Annotated in this window: 8 protein-coding genes; 4 read left to right on the top strand and 4 right to left on the bottom strand. The window is 53.7% G+C overall.

Features of this window, described 5'->3' with window-relative positions:
- The first annotated feature begins 635 nt into the window (after nt 1-635).
- The 4 genes from SH528x_RS12695 (at nt 636) to cdd (ending at nt 8,152) form a co-directional block, all read left to right on the top strand.
- Complete coding sequence (locus SH528x_RS12695; protein WP_442510888.1) at nt 636-1,160, top strand: RNA polymerase sigma factor; 525 nt, start codon at nt 636-638, stop codon at nt 1,158-1,160.
- Nucleotides 1,150-3,618: a serine hydrolase domain-containing protein gene (locus tag SH528x_RS12690; RefSeq protein WP_442510887.1), complete on the top strand. Its 2,469-nt coding sequence runs from the start codon at nt 1,150-1,152 to the stop codon at nt 3,616-3,618. Before SH528x_RS12695 ends, SH528x_RS12690 begins: the two co-directional genes overlap by 11 nt.
- A 774-nt stretch (nt 3,619-4,392) precedes the next feature.
- Nucleotides 4,393-6,900: a right-handed parallel beta-helix repeat-containing protein gene (locus tag SH528x_RS12685; RefSeq protein WP_442510886.1), complete on the top strand. Its 2,508-nt coding sequence runs from the start codon at nt 4,393-4,395 to the stop codon at nt 6,898-6,900.
- Between the two features lie 835 nt (nt 6,901-7,735).
- Complete coding sequence (gene cdd, locus SH528x_RS12680; RefSeq protein WP_442510885.1) at nt 7,736-8,152, top strand: cytidine deaminase; 417 nt, start codon at nt 7,736-7,738, stop codon at nt 8,150-8,152.
- A gap of 10 nt (nt 8,153-8,162) precedes the next feature.
- Here the strand turns inward: cdd and SH528x_RS12675 are convergent, their stop codons facing one another.
- The 4 genes from SH528x_RS12675 to SH528x_RS12660 form a co-directional block, all read right to left on the bottom strand.
- A complete protein-coding gene (locus tag SH528x_RS12675; protein ID WP_442510884.1) occupies nt 8,163-10,406 on the bottom strand; it encodes an efflux RND transporter periplasmic adaptor subunit in 2,244 nt (747 codons plus the stop codon).
- A gap of 151 nt (nt 10,407-10,557) precedes the next feature.
- Nucleotides 10,558-11,958, bottom strand: coding sequence for an efflux RND transporter periplasmic adaptor subunit (locus SH528x_RS12670; RefSeq protein WP_442510883.1), 1,401 nt, complete (start codon nt 11,956-11,958; stop codon nt 10,558-10,560).
- On the bottom strand, nt 11,955-12,947 hold the full coding sequence (locus tag SH528x_RS12665) for an efflux RND transporter periplasmic adaptor subunit (protein ID WP_442510882.1): 993 nt from the start codon (nt 12,945-12,947) through the stop codon (nt 11,955-11,957). The genes SH528x_RS12670 and SH528x_RS12665 overlap by 4 nt, the downstream gene beginning before the upstream one ends.
- Nucleotides 12,948-12,949: 2 nt before the next feature.
- The gene (locus SH528x_RS12660) at nt 12,950-14,944 is read right to left on the bottom strand and encodes a TolC family protein (protein ID WP_442510881.1); all 1,995 of its coding nucleotides are present in this window, start codon (nt 14,942-14,944) and stop codon (nt 12,950-12,952) included.
- Between the last annotated feature and the right edge of the window lie 360 nt (nt 14,945-15,304).

Here is a 15,304-nt window from a genome sequence, read left to right as displayed (position 1 = left end):
AAAATGAGGCCCGCGCTGGACGGCTAATACTTTGGGCTTCTTCTGAGTTTTAGTGGCGCCGGTTTTCTGCCACCTCTCCCCCGACTTCGTCGGTGGAGAGGTAACTGCACGGAAGAAAAACTCACCCCCAATATCCGACGTCAATTCCAAAGTTTAAGCGGCCCGCGGCTAGCGCCGTCGGCTCACAAAGTCCACGCCATTTGTGACAAGCCCGCAGCGGAGATCCATTGCAGAAGAAAACTTTATTGGTAGCTTTCAGTTGCCCGCTCCGTCAGGGCAAGCCAGACGGAAGCTATTTCTGTAATCCCGGTGGGATTATCGTTCATGTCGGCTTGGGACGTGCGATTTGTTACTGACGGACTTGTCAGCCGAAACGAAATCCACTTTCTCTGGCCACCCGGCCGCTTACTCGTCCTTTCACGCTCGGCAGGCGGGAGCCTGCAATTCATTGGGTTACCAGGCAGGAGCCTGAAGACCAGGGGTGGTGTTCAGCGAGATGTGTGCTTCTTTCGATAATTTCTCAGGCTATCGTGCTGGTGTGATCGGAAAGTTTGATTTTTTTCTGTAAGTTGCCGCTTGTTCGCGATACCAATACTACTGGAACGAGAACTTGCATCTCTGGGCAAAGACCATCCGTGCTTGACGAAGATCAAAAATCGCTGTTCACAAACTGGCTTGAGGAGCACAGCTCTTCGGTCATGAAGGTGGCACGCGCTTACACCCTCACCAGCGAGGAGTGTCAGGACCTCGCTCAGGAAATTCTGCTCCAGGCGTGGCGATCGTTACCGAAATTTGAGGGCAAAGCGAGTGCGGCGACGTGGTTTTATCGTGTTGCACTGCACACCGCCATGAATTGGCACCGCAAAGATCAACGTCGACGCGCTGGCCAACAACCGCTGCTACAGGTGCAAACCGTGGCAACGCGAGACTCTGACGGTGAGGAGCAGGTTCAGCAGCGAGAGACCGTTGAGCAACTCTACGCAGCGATCCATAAGTTGCCGAAGACCGATGCGGCACTCGTGCTGCTGTACCTGGACGAACTGAGTTATCGGGAGATTGCTGAAGTGCTGGGAATCTCAGAAAGCAACGTAGGAGTGAAGCTGAACAGGGCCAAAAAGTCCTTGAATGCACTGATGGGCGGAGAATCCGATGAATCTTGACAAATACCAACAGGCATGGAAATCGGACGCCGCTCAGATGCATATTACATTCGATGCCGATTTACTATCGAAAGAAGTGCAACAGTCCAACCAAGAATTTCAATCGACAATCTTCTGGCGAGATGTTCGTGAAGCCGGTGTGTCGTTGCTGCTGATACCGGTCTGGTTCGTGATGGGCATCACGCTGTCGTTGCCATGGACTTGGTATCTGACGGTGCCGGCGCTGATCTGGGTTGCCGGTTTCATCTTGGTGGACCGCCGGCGGCATCCAAAGGGGCCAAGTGAACCCGGTGAACCGCTTCTTTACTACGTGAAGGAGTCGTTGAGACAGGTCGAGCATCAAATCTGGTTGCTGCGCAATGTTTTTTGGTGGTACCTATTGCCGTTCGCGATTTCGATCATGGCGTTCTTCCTGCATGTTGCCTGGCAAAGTTCAAGTGGCGGGTTGGAATTCGTCCTATTCGCAGGATTTCTGGGGCTGATCCTCCTCGTGCTCTATGGGTCGACCTATCGAATGAATCAACACGTCGTGCGTGAACAGTTCGAACCGCGACGCCAGGACTTGCTAAAACTCGTCGCAGGTCTTGAAAGTGATACGAACAGCGAAAACTCCGGCGACATCATTGATCTCGTGTCTGCACTCGCGGAACCGGTCCGCAATTGTGGACTGAATTCCAGTTGGGCGGAGAATTGGAATCTCATCATTCCGTCATGGCGAGAAGCGTTTGCGATCATCCTGCCGACGCTGGTCGGAGCCTACTGTGGGCTGCGGTATGCGATACCGGATATGGGGCCTGTGTTTTTTCAATCGGTGGTTGCCGCAGTGATCCCATTTGAAATCGTATTCGGGTGCGTGTGGTTGTGGTCACGCAAAAAGCAGAAACAATTTGCGGCTGTGGACCGCGAACTCAGTACGTCAGATTCGGGAGATGACATGAAAAAGGTGACAAAACCATTGCGGCGTCGCTTGCCAAAGGCTCCGGCGATACTGATCCTGGTGTTGACCGTGTTCATCTCGATCATGGCCTTCGTGGCCTTGTATGCATTCTATGTTGAAATACGAAGTGATACGTTGCGTGGGCCCGGATTGGATGATGTCAGTGCATTTGACGATGATGACATCGCGCATCTTGATACGTGGCTACAGAAAATGTTGGATGGCAGATACCCAAGCCTTGGCGTCGCGATCGTGCGAGATGGTGAGCTTGTGTACCAGCGTGTTTACGGATTGGAAGACATCAAGGCGGGCAGGCCGGCAACTCTGCAAACCCAGTATCATGTTGCCTCGGTGACCAAGGCATTCACGGCGTCGCTGGCAGTGATCCTGCATGAACGCGGCATCGTCGACCTGGATCAGCCCGTCGTCAAATACCTACCCGAGGATGTTTTGATCAGCACGACGCCCGCAGTCGGAGCCACGATTACGTTACGCCAACTTGCGTCCCACACGTCGGGGTTGCCAAGGGGCGTGCCGGGTCCGGTTCAATCGGTCGAGGGCTGGTACGCGTTGGAACCCCAGCGTCTTTATGATCTCCTGAGCAACGTCAAATTGGAAGCCGATCCCGGCACCGCTGAACAGTATTCCAACCTCGGATTTGGATTACTTGGACATGCGTTGGAGTACGCTGCCGACAAACCATTGGACCAGCTTATGCAGGAGCTTGTTTGCGAACCGTTAAAGCTGGCACGAACCGCCATCCAGGCTGACGACACACTCCGCCCGGCGACCGGTTACGCTCACGGGTCGCAACGCGAAAGAGAACACTCATTCAAAGAGCGGTTGGCTGCTTCCGGGGGCCTGGTCACGTCAGTCGAGGACCTAGCAAAGTTTTTGGCAGCTCAAATGAAGCCGGGCTTTTTCTCGCGTGAAATGCTCGATCAGCTTCATACCGAGACGAGGCTGTCGGATGGATCGGCGTCGGGCAACGCACTCGGATGGTCCGTGCGATCGCGTGAATTGGTGGGCCGGATCGTGAAGAAGAACGGCGGCCGCAGCAATTGCAGTGCGTGGATCGGTTTCGCGCCTGATCACGGAGTGGGTGTCGCGGTGGTGACTAACAGTGGCGGCCCTGATGTCGACCCGATCGGATACAAGCTGTTGGAGCAATCCATCCCCCGTTCGCAGAAAAAGTTGGTGACGAAGGGTGGCTATGCAAAAGTCGCTCCGTACACCGGTGTCCGCTGGGAGAACGACCGACCGGTCGTCTGTGTGCACGACAAGTGGTCCCCGCTCGTGTCGATTGATGACATACCGATCGATCAGATCATGGAGTTTGCGAATAAGGAATTCGGCGAGAAGTCACGCAAGCGAATCGCTGAGGACTTGGTAGAAGTGTTATCAAAAATGGGCCACGAACCGGATTGGGAAGTCACCTTGGGACTGGAGTCGCAAGACGGTCAGGTCGAGCAGTTGCAGATATTGATGACGCGAGAAAACCGCAATCTCGTGCGGGAATAGGTGTGCAGCCGGGGGAGGATTGCTTGAGGGGGGGCGCGAGTTTTTTCCTGAAGGACGTGGATGTAAGAAATTCAGAACCGTGAAACATTATTCCGTCCGAGCTTGTCTCGGCGGAGGAAACAACTGCTCGCTACCGAGTGAAAGCAATGCAAAGCAGTTTGGCGCTAGCCTCCAAGCGGCTAATGGGATTTCACCCAATCACTCCTGCCTTTCTGCTTAGTCGCACATGTCGGCGTCGTCGAAACCTATAAAGTCACCTGGGGCCGCTGAGCAATCATCACCATAACCCGAAGTGTGAGCGAGGGACGATGGATCTTGATGCGGTCCCTCGCTGACGCGTCGGGTTATCACTTCCCTTATCCGAATGCTCTCTCACGTATCACCGCTCACATTCAGATGCAAACGCTTGTTTTCCGCAGTCAAGGTACTGAAAAGCTAACTGCGGGACCGTCCCGGATGTCACTGACGGCTCCATCCGACCTTCCCTAAAGCGAAGCCCTTATTGGGGGTGTGGCGGATAATGCACAAGCAACCGGGGGAATGATTAACGCTAACTCGGCAAAACACATTTCCCGAACTGGAAATAGCATTGCGGCTCGGCGCCACATTCCGTGGGTGCCCCCAGGGGGAACGGCCCTACCTCTGACCAGCCTCGAGACCGCCCCACAGCGGTCGACTCGTTGGTTATTATATTACCCACCAGCGTTCGAAACGCCTTTCTTGTCGGAAGAGGGCTGCTACTTTCCCCTTGATGGAATTTCGAGAAAAATGACGATGCTTAAACGAAACGCGACCACCAAGCTTGGAAACAAATCAAAGCGAAAATATCGACGCCGATTGCTAAAGGCTGAATCGTTGGAAAAACGCATGGTGTTGACAACCTATTTCGTCGACGCTGATTTTGTCAATTCGCAAAACGATGGTACGGAGGAGAATCCATTTGCGTCCATTAACCGGGCCGTTGTCGCGGCCCGACGCAATGCTGGCGACGATGAAATTGTTGTTGCACCGCGAGCTGACGGACTGCGTTACGACAGCCAGATTTCATTCGCCAATATTGGAAACGACGACGGCGCGATCTTGATTCGAGGCGCTACTGGCGAAGCGACCGACGTTGTTCTCACATCGGGAAATGGAAACAGCTTCTTGATCAACGCGCCGCTTGACATCACGATTCGCGACTTGACGATTGAAGACACGTACTTAGCTGCCGTTCGTGTTACATCCCCTGCCAACGTCTTGCTCGAAAACATCCGAGTCGATGGACCGCAAGATCGCAGCGGTGTCGTTCATCAAAGTGGGAACATGGTCATCCGCGATAGTCTGTTCGAAAATCTTTATCACGGGATCTTCTCAGCTGAATTGCGTGAATCGGGCAATTCAAGCCCAATCATTGGCTACCCCGGATCACTCACCGTTGAAGATGTGACGACGACGAACAATGCAATTTTCGGCATTCTGACCAGGAATGCACTCGGCGATGTAAACTTGGATAATGTGACTGCCACGGGGAATGGATTCAGTGGCATACGTGTTTTCCAACAAGAATCGATTACGATTTCCAACGCGGTGCTGACCTCTAACGCCGACCATGGGCTGTCGATGCAAGACACTGCAAATGCGTTGGTCGCGGGCGGAACATTTAGCGACAATGGAATGTCCGGTCTAAGTGCGTCCACATCGCCCAAGCTTGTTATTGCCGGCGGATTATTCGATAACAACGGAGAGCATGGGATCAGGATTGAGAATGCCGATGGTCTCACCATTGATAGAATTTTCGCTACGAATAATGGCGATGTAAATGGTCAATCGAGCGTTGGGGGTGGCGGCATCAGTGTTTTACCATCTACATCAGATGCCATTTCGATCTCAAATAGTTACATCAGCAACAATGAGTCTCGCGGAAATGGAGGTGGTATTCAGATTTGGTCATCGACCACCGTCGATTTACCAATCTTTGCTGATGTCACAGTCGCCGACACGACAATTACAGGAAATGTGATTGCAACGGAGACGATGGGGCAGGGTGGCGGAGTGGCGTTCTTCGGATATGGAGACTTTCGTCTAGAACGTGTCACGGTGTCAGAAAATTCAGCACGTGGCACAGCTGGCGTCCACGCCTACAGTAGCGGACCCGACGATCAAGGCAGTTCGTCTTCGCTGAGCATCTCCGAATCGACAATCGCAAACAACATGGTCGTTCTCGATGGTCCAGGAAATGGCGCGGCCTCGGCAGGGCTTTTTCAAAGAGGCGGCTATCTAGACATTGTCGGAAGCACGATTAGTGGCAATGTCGGAGGAAATGCTGGAGGTCTTTTCGTCGTTCCTTACGGAGGCAGCATTACCAATAGTACGATCACGGACAATCGCGGAGTCATTGCCGGAGGTCTTAACTCTCGCGGCACTCAAACCGATTTCAAGCTAACCAATGTGACGATCTCCGACAACGTTGGCGGCGTCGTTGGCGGACTACGTTCGGCCTCTGCAGCCACGTCAATTGGCAACACGGTGATTGCCCGTAACCAGCAAGGGAGTCTGCACGATGCGCCCGGCAGTTTGCCAGAGAGTGACATCGATGGGACAGCAACGACGTTAGGCGGAAACTTCTTTGGCGAAGGTGATAACATCGCCTTAGTTGGAAACGGATCGGGACCAGATACTGATTTCAAAGGCACCGTCGAGAATCCTCTTGATCCAATGCTGGGCGAGTTACAGGACAACGGTGGAGCTACGTTGACGCGGGCTCCGCTCGCTGGCAGTCCATTGCTCGAAGCAGGGAATAGTGAAATCACCGGGCTTCCTGCGCTCGATCAACGTGGGGTCGATCGGATTCTGGGTCGAGGTATTGATATTGGATCAGTCGAAACGCCAGCGTTGGACTTCCGAGGCGAGACCGAAAGCGGCAGAATCAATTTGAACTCAGCCGACAAGGGAGGAAAGACGATGAGTATTGTCCTTTACTCGACGGCAACATCCGATGTGTCTCAAATTCAAGTCGATTCGATCGCTTGGGCCGGAGCGAGCGTGCACCGGAGCAAACTGGTTGATGTCGATGGCGACGGAAGACTCGACCTTGTGCTGAAATTCAGATTGAAAGAAACAGATTTGCTGGCTCGCTACACCACTGCCCTGCAGGCAGACCAAGACAACAGCGTACAGCAGCTTGAAATCGAACTAACCGGAAACACCCTCAGTGGTAACAGTTTTACCTCTCTAATATCAGTCGAGGCGGAAACGACGGGTAAGAAATTGCGTAATCTATTGCGTTCGTTTAGCAATTGAAAATTGCCATCTCTGAGCTAGCAGCACTCAAGAGAGTGTTGCTAGCTCAAAAGGCGTCCTTTGAGAGAAGAGGATCTGCAAAAGGATGTTCCACTGGTAGCTATCAGTTGCCCGCTCCGCCTGGACAAGCCAGACGGAAGCCGATTTTAATCGCTGAGGGATAGTCGCATATGTCGGCTTCGCCGACTCCTACATAGTCACCTGGGGCATCTGAGCAATCATCATTATAAGCTGAAGCATGAGCTTTGAAGTTTCGCTATTTGCTGTCGCGGAGCGACATATTCCGATAGCCTCGGACTTTAGTCCGAGGGATTTTCGCCAATATCAATCGAGTCCCAGCGGGACGTTTTGTGACTTGATCGTTCGTCACAGAACGTCGCTCCGCGACTTGGTGCCAATTTCAGAACCGATAAACCTTGGACTAAAGTCCAAGGCTATCCCATAAAGTGCCTCCGGCACAAAAACAGCTACTTCAAAACTGACGCGTCGGGTTGTGATTTTCCTTAGCCGGAAGTGGGACCGTCCTGGATGTCACCTAAGGCTCCATCCGCGAAAGATACCGTGGGGTGAGAAAACCCGTTGCGATCCTGAAACTTGGCATGTTGAAACGGTTTGGGAAGCTTTTCCGTTGCCCTGACCCACGAGAACGGATTCGATTGGGCTGATTTGCTTGCTTTGCAAACGAGAACCGTTTAAAACATTAGTAGAGCCCACAGATTCAAACTTGACGTTTAGTCAAGCAAAAACGAAGCTATTCTCATCTTATCCATTTTCGTTCGTTCGACATTGCTGCTTTTCACGACTAGCCACTCTTCACGATTAACCGAGCACTACGATGGTGGATCTTAAGACCAAAGAGATTGACCGACTGATCCTGTCAGCGACCACGGCGCGGGATCAGGCGTATGCTCCCCACAGTCACTTTTACGTGGGCGCGGCACTGTTGATGAACGATGGCGCCGTCGTGATCGGATGCAATGTCGAGAACGCGAGCTATTCGATGTGCTTGTGCGCCGAACGTGTCGCAGCATCCTCGGCAATCGCAGCGGGTTATCGCGAGTGGCGTGCGATTGCCATCGCAAGTGTCGGCGGCGTTGCCCCGTGTGGTGCATGCCGCCAATTCTTGGCCGAGTTCGGATTAAATTTGCCAATCATCACCACGGATGTGATCGATGGCTCGTATAAGATCCGAAACCTTAGCCACCTATTCCCCGAAGCCTTTGATCGGTCGAGTCTGCCGCATCACGCGTAACCGCGATGTTTTATTGCGGACGCCCGATGCGACGCAAATCACTTGCGATGGCTTCATAGATGCGCGAGAGCACGGGACGATTGTCTCGAATTGTCATGCTCCCCAACTGCCCCGCTCGGACTTCGGCGCTCGTGATTGGATCCAGTTTTGTGATGCTCTCAAAATGAGGTTGCGCCATTCGCATCTCACCCGAGCCATCCATTGCTGGTTCGATTGCCAAGGGGCCTCCGACCGTTGCCGCAAGTGCTGGATGCATCAATTTGCGGTACGCACGCGGTCGCAGCGATGCAGGTTTGGCTTTAATGGTCAATCCGCCTCGCAATCGCACATGAGATGCCGAGGTCATGCTGGTCGCTAATTGGTAGGCATCGACGTCTTGTTCGGGAACCACGGCCAGTAACTCTTTTTCCTGTGGATCCGACACACGCAACAATTCGTTTCCGGCGGCGACAAAACGTCCCGGCAGCGATTCGACATGGTTACCAATGATGTATCCCGAGCGTTTTGCCACGACAGTCAACTGTGCAATCTGCTCGTCCATTTCAGCAACTTGACGTCGCAATGCGTTGGCGTTCTCGAGGTAGGCTGCCGCTTTGGACAATTCGCCTTGTCGACGAAATTGAACCGATTGCAGTTCCGCGATCTCGAGGTCGTCGGCTTTCTTTTCACGACGAATACGGAGCTCGGGATCTTTTAGCCGCATCAGTAGAGTGCCAAGTTCGACGTGTTGGCCACGTTGCACGAACAACGACTCGACGAACGCATCACTTGGCGAGCGAGCAATTTGTTCATCTTGAAACCGAACCACCACTGGCACACGACGGTCAAACGGCGAGGACACGGTGCCGAGTTGCTGAAAGACAAACGATAGGAAACTAGCGTAAAACAACATTCGTCGACGATAGTGATTTAGACCAAAACGTTCGCCCGGCGCCATCGTCCAGACTTTCCAAATCCAGCGAACTGCGGGAATGACAAACCACATCAACACGCCTGCGATCGCCAACATAATTCCCAGACCGCGTGCCCACATCGCGACCCCCAACACCAGCCCGCCCATCCAAAAGACTTGAAAGACAACGCTACATGCCGCGTGAATCGAGGCAAACCAGACGCGCCATCCCGACAACAGTTGTCGTGGTTGAGGAATATTGAAAAGCAGCCACTGCAATACCGAACCCAAATGCCGACGACCGTGCATCCGCAAGTTCGGGATTTCCGTCAAATCGGATAGCACATAGTAACCGTCCAGTCGTAGCAGCGGATTCGCGTTGACCAGCAGCGTCGCGGGGCCCGAGATCAAAAAGAACTGAGCGGCGATGTGCCTACTGTAGCCATCCGCCATAAACCACCATGCCCAAGCTGCAACCGACGCGATCGCCATTTCGAAATAGACGCCCCCGAGGGCGATCTGAACACGATGAAATCGTCGACGCAATTTCCAAGCATCGGTCACATCCACGTACGCCAGCGGCGCAAGCAAGAAGAACATGATCCCCACTTGGCCGACTGAAACGCCGTGATGTTTCGCGGCAACCGCATGCCCCGCTTCGTGGATCATTTTTGCAACGACCCAAATCAAAAACAATACGGGCCACAAACCGGGATCAAACATCTGACGCAATTCGGCCGCAAACGCATCGGCATGTCCATAGACGACACAGAGGCCGCTAAAGACAAGCAAGCTCCAAACAGCAAGCCCAATTCGCTCAAAGGTCCAGCCAAGATATCGCGTTAGAAAAGTCGCAATCACATCACCGCGAAATAGCGGGATACGTTGACTAATCATCAGCGGCATATAACGCAGCACCGTCGCCACTGGACTGGGCTGAGGTGGCTGTGGCCCTGCCGCCGGGTTCGCTGCGGGCGTCGGCTCTGCGGCGGCGGGCTGATCAGCAGCTTGATCGCACGAATCAGTCGACGTTTCCGCTGTCGGCGGTTGGGCGTCATTGAGCGGTCGATGCTTGATGCGTGCCACGTTGGCCTGGACGAGCTGAGAAATAAATTTGGCCAGATCTTCGGTGGACCACTGGATCCCTTCGGCTTGCAATGCATGAAACAATTCCGGAACGCCTCGCACACCGTCAAGCAGCGTCGCGACACGGTACTCTTCGGGTCCGAGTTGAAAGAATTTCCCCGTGGCTTCGTGGTGCGACACATAGGTAGTGCGTCCACCGATCTCGCGAGTGACAAAGGTCACTTCGGGATCGAGGATCACGGTTGGCATTGAAGGTGAATTGGCGTCGCTGCTCATGTTATTACTAAAAATGTGGGATAGGCTTCCAGCCTGTCATCGGTGTGTTTTAGGGTAGCGAAACTCGCGAAGAGTTTCGGGCATCAACATTCCACGACGAAAGTCTCCGCGACTTTCGCTACGACAGGCACGGCACAACCTGCCGCTGCGTCTAATACCCGACCCACCACAACACTCTTTCAACTCCCGTTCGGACCCAGGACCAGATCCAAGGTCGCAGTGGGCCGTACGTCGTCGCGTCACCCTGCATGCCTGGACGCAACTTGCCATCCGCGTTTTCAACTTCGATACGACCGATGAAAACGTTCTTGTCATCGCGAATTTCGGATGAGGGGTACAAATCCTCGAGTGTTTGTCGAATCGAGCGGCCGCCGATCGAACCAAACCGAATGCGTGCAATCGACTCGGAATTGACAAAATCAATTTCATGAGCGGGAATTTCGACCTCGATCGCCATCCGATTCATCGGCGAAATCTCGAACATGGTTTGTCCGAGTTCCAACGGTGATCCGACGTATTGGCTGAGGTCGCCACTGATTATGACGCCATCGATTGGGCTTAGCACTTCGAGTCGCTGTAAACGATCGGTCAACAAATCCAAGCTGCGATTGAGTTGTCGTTCACGAAGTTTGGCTTGCTGTGCGTCGGCGATGCGGCCCGTCGCAAGTGCGGTGTCGTGTTCCTTGGTCGCTTGCTGAATCTCGGCCAAAATCGATTCGCGTTCCAATCGAAGCGGACGCCCGTCAAGGGTGACCAACCGCTCGCCCGCCTTCACGGTCTGGCCCGGTTTGACATGGTTTGACAACAACGTGGCCTCGAACGGGGTCGCCACCAAACGTTGCTGAAGCGGTTTGACGGACGCGGTGCAATCAACGCGATAGGGCACCGGCCAAAACGCCAACAGCACAAGCAGTAGTGATACCGCACCGGCAATTGTTAAGGTACGACGCGTCAGCTTGCGAATGACTTTCGGCGCGGCGCGATTCGGTCGACTCCAAAACACGTTCGTCAACGGCCGAATGATCGCTCGTAGCCATTCGCCGAATACCGACTTGTTGGATACCGGATAGATCCATATTAGACAGCGTTGATCGGTGTCGGATTGTGGCATGCACAAGATCATTGCTTGATCGTCCAACAACACACCACACTTGGCGTCGATCAATTCCGTCCACTGCCCAGACGCGGCAACGCGCGGACCGCTTTCAGGGCCAAGCCATCCAAGACGCTGGTCATACAAGCGTTTTAGATGGGCATTACCGACTCCACAACGGACCGTCGCATCGGGAAATTGCCGCGAGATCTCTTGAGTCAATACACGCATCGCATCCGAACGAGTATCGGCAGCCGCAATCGCACCGACAATCTCAAACAACTTTCCTAGCTGTTCAGGCGGACTTTGCGGATCTACAGACGGTGATCCCGGTTGTTTCGGCGTTGAACCCGATGCAGCCCCAGCTCGCGCAGCGGCAGATTTCAAGTCGTTGCCCGTCAAAGAGACGTGCAACGTTGCATCGGATTTAGACGATTCGAAGGGTGAAACGATACTCACCTTGCCATGCCCTCCGGTGACGTCAATCTAGGATGTTGAGGCGTTTGCGAAACCGAATGCTTCGCACCCGAAGATTTAATTTGGGACGCCCCCATGATGCTTAGCGTACAGCGATCGCCGGCGCGTAGCGCGTGGCCGGCATTGTCGAGCTCGACGCGGACCTGGACCGTCCCACTTTCGCCATCGATGTCGGGTGCAATCGAACTGATTTTCGTATCAATTGTTTTGCCGTTGCTTCGCAAGAATACGCGTGTTGGCGTCCCTACCTGCATCCGAGAAATCTCTTCCGCAGGAACATTGAACACACCAATCAATCGTTCCATGACAAGCAACCGAGCGATCACGGGGTCACTTGGCGACACGTACTCGCCCGGCTCACGAAACAACTCGGCGATCACTCCACCGACGGGAGCCAAAATTTGACGCCGATTCAATTGCAGTTGATACCGCTCGAGTTCAAGTTGGCGGAGACTCGTCTGTTCTTTCGCAGCCAGCAATCGTGCTTCGGAGATTTCCAAGTCGGCCTCGGTACGACGCAATTCATCAGGCCGAGCCATGTTTTTCCCTGCCAACTCTCGAACCATCACGACACGTTTACGTTGCAGATCGGCCTCGACTTCGGCGGCATCTTGATTTCCCCGCATCTTGGCTTGTAAGGCAGCGATCTTGACCGCCGAAACCTGCACATCATCGTCTAGCCGTCCAATCACATGGCCTGCTTCGACACGGTCGCCGACTTCGACGTTGACGGACATCAGCAATCCGACTTCGGCAGCTGCCACCATCACGTCATGCTCGGGTTCGGTAAACCCGTCATACACCAACGTTTGTTGCTGCTGAAAAGAGGGGTTTTGTGCAAACGCCGTGTTAAAAACGATACCAGGGGTAACGCCCATGTTCCACGCGATGGTCGAGGACACAGCAAGTACGGCCAATGGAATCTTAACGATCGACATCCGCTTCCCAATGGTTTTCATTCTTTGGATCATGCTTAGAGTCCTTCCTCGTCAGTGGTTTCGATTAACCCCGAATTTGGGTTGCCTAGACCAAGTCGCGTTGGTCGCAACCGAGTCGCGGGCAAAGCAGGGTTTCTCTCGACGGGCGATGTGGCTGGAAGCAGCGTTCCTAGCTGTGGTGCCGGCAATGGCAGGACCAAGTTGTCCGAGGAGGTATCAACAGAAACATTCGATGGCTCAACGAGATCCGATGGAGGCCATTGGTTTAACGGTTGTTCGAATGAGCCAAATTCAGCACGTGGAATTATCGAGGCTGAGTCCGCGTTCACTGATCGTACGATCTCGATATCAGTACGACCTGGACTTCGCAGCGTTTCGATGTTCTCGTGGATCAGCAGATTGCCCATCGCCCGTTCTAATTCGATCAACGAAACCAAGTAACTCACCTGTGTCGAAACCCACTCGCGTTCGGCATCCGAACGACGTTGTTGGGAATCCAGCAGATTTTCAAGCACGATACCGACCCGGGTGCCATCGCCACCGAGCATTCGGTAACGTTCGGTCAACACGGTTTCCTCATCGATCGTGGCCATCACCGTTTGACGCTTGCTTTGATGTTGAGCGATCGTGGTTTCGACATCGATCAATGCCGTTTCGATCTCGGCGCGGGTGACTTGCATCGTCTCACGCAGCTCTTCGCTCTTTTGACGGTACCAATGGATCGCTTCACGATGACGGGCGCGAGCGTAACGATTGGCTCGTGGCATTTCGTATTGCAAAGCCGCGCTCAGCCCTGGACCGCCTTCGGTAAATTGATTGCCGAATGAATGGAAAACGTCGTTGCGTCCGTTCAATGCAGCCAGATAGGCATCAAACACTGCGTTCAGTTCTGGCAACAATTGATTACGGGTAATCTGCATCGATAGGGCAGCGGATTCCAATTCTTTCGCAGCCGCTCGCACTTCGGGTCGGTTCTCTAACCCTTTGATGACCGCATCGCGAAGAGTCCATTGCAACGATGCCGCCAACGGAGGATCCATCGGGATCATCTCCAAAGCGTTTTCCGCCGACACCAATTCGGGGCGACCGATCAGCATCGCGAGTCTCGCTTGCTGGCGACGTACATTCGCTTCGGCCGAGATGATTTGATCCATCCGACGCGCCAGACGACCGCGAACTTTGGCCAACTCGATTCGACTGGAATCAAAATCGGCACGTCCGACAATGATGCGTTCTATCTCTTGGCCACGTGCGAGCAGTTTCTGCTGTTGCAGAAAGTGACAACGAGCTTCGTAAAGGTTCCAGTACGCGGTCATCACATCGGCGATTCGCTTTTCGACTTGGCGACGCATCTCTTGCCAAGAAACACCGGCATCAATTTGAGCCTGAGTCAGCAGTCGCTCGGTATAGACCTGGCCACCACGGGCCAACAATGGCCGCGTCAAACTGAGACTCAGCCGTGAATTGCCTTGATGCTTGGGATCAAAGAACAAGCTATTGCTATTCAATGTGCCCAGTTCTTGGGACAAATCCCAAGTCGAGCCGCCGCGCGTCGTCTTTGCCACTCCTGCGGAAACGCTAGACGAGTCTTGCTGCAAACGACTCGGCCCCCCCGTGGTCAAGGTGTTGCCGACCGGATCGTTGGTCATGCCCGCTTTGGTTTCCAACAGAATCTTGGAATCAAAGGCGGCATCCTGTTGAGTGATCTTTTCCAGTGCCACACTTGTGCGACTGGACACACTTTTGATCCGCGGGCTATGCGTCAACGTATCGAGCAATACCGTATTCAGATCGAAAGAAACCCAATGGGGTTGCGGCATGATGGGGCCGGCGATCGAAGCATTCCACCACTGAAAGTCGTAGGGATCAGTCGCGGTGCCCGCTTGATGTGCTTCCATAGGCCCCGCAGCCAATTGCAGGGACTCGCTAGGCGACTCGGCCTTACCATTGGGCGTAACGCTAGCAAGCGTTGCAAATGCAACAACAGCCAGCACTGGGCCCAGCGACAAGGAAAAGCGACTGCGAATCATTTGTTTTGTATGCACCTACGGTGTGGAAATGGGGTAAAGCGGAACCTGCGTACAGATGCCGTAAGCGTTGTATCGGACGGACCGAGGGTCAGGTCGTGATGACTATCGCGAAAAATGCGGCGTCTTCATCGTTGCAATCGGTTAACCGTTGCGGCCCGAAAACACGACGTAATCGTCAAACTCGCCCCAACTGCAATATGCCGTCTATCTTCATGGGTGATTCGGAGAATTACGAAGGCATGTGACTGAATACGAACGCATACTTTTAATGGGGATTTGCGGGTTTCCGCACTGCGTGGATGCAAAGAGCCACCCGTACAAATGGTGCCCCCCTCTTCCGGAATTTTCCAAGGGAAACGT

This window comes from Novipirellula methanifontis (assembly GCF_052161655.1).
Taxonomy (GTDB): Bacteria; Planctomycetota; Planctomycetia; order Pirellulales; family Pirellulaceae; genus Novipirellula.
This window is presented reverse-complemented; position numbering and strand designations above follow the sequence as displayed.